The sequence below is a fragment of the Shewanella sp. 10B genome (assembly GCF_023475885.1).
Classification (GTDB): Bacteria; Pseudomonadota; Gammaproteobacteria; order Enterobacterales; family Shewanellaceae; genus Shewanella; species Shewanella mangrovisoli.
On record NZ_JAMDJO010000044.1, the window covers coordinates 1 to 223 of the forward strand.

Genomic DNA, 223 nt, shown 5'->3' on the forward strand with positions numbered 1-223 from the left:
AAGCAGCCATCATTTAAAGAAAGCGTAATAGCTCACTAGTCGAGTCGGCCTGCGCGGAAGATGTAACGGGGCTAAACATACCACCGAAGCTACGGGTGCAATCCATTAGGGCTGCGCGGTAGAGGAGCGTTCTGTAAGCCGTTGAAGGTGAAGGGGTAACCCACACTGGAGGTATCAGAAGTGCGAATGCTGACATGAGTAACGATAAAGGGGGTGAAAAACC

The 223-nt window shown here is 51.1% G+C and carries 1 rRNA gene; it reads left to right on the top strand.

Annotated features, from left to right (window positions below):
• Nucleotides 1-223: ribosomal RNA gene (locus M0415_RS21570) — 23S ribosomal RNA — on the top strand; the annotation flags it as partial.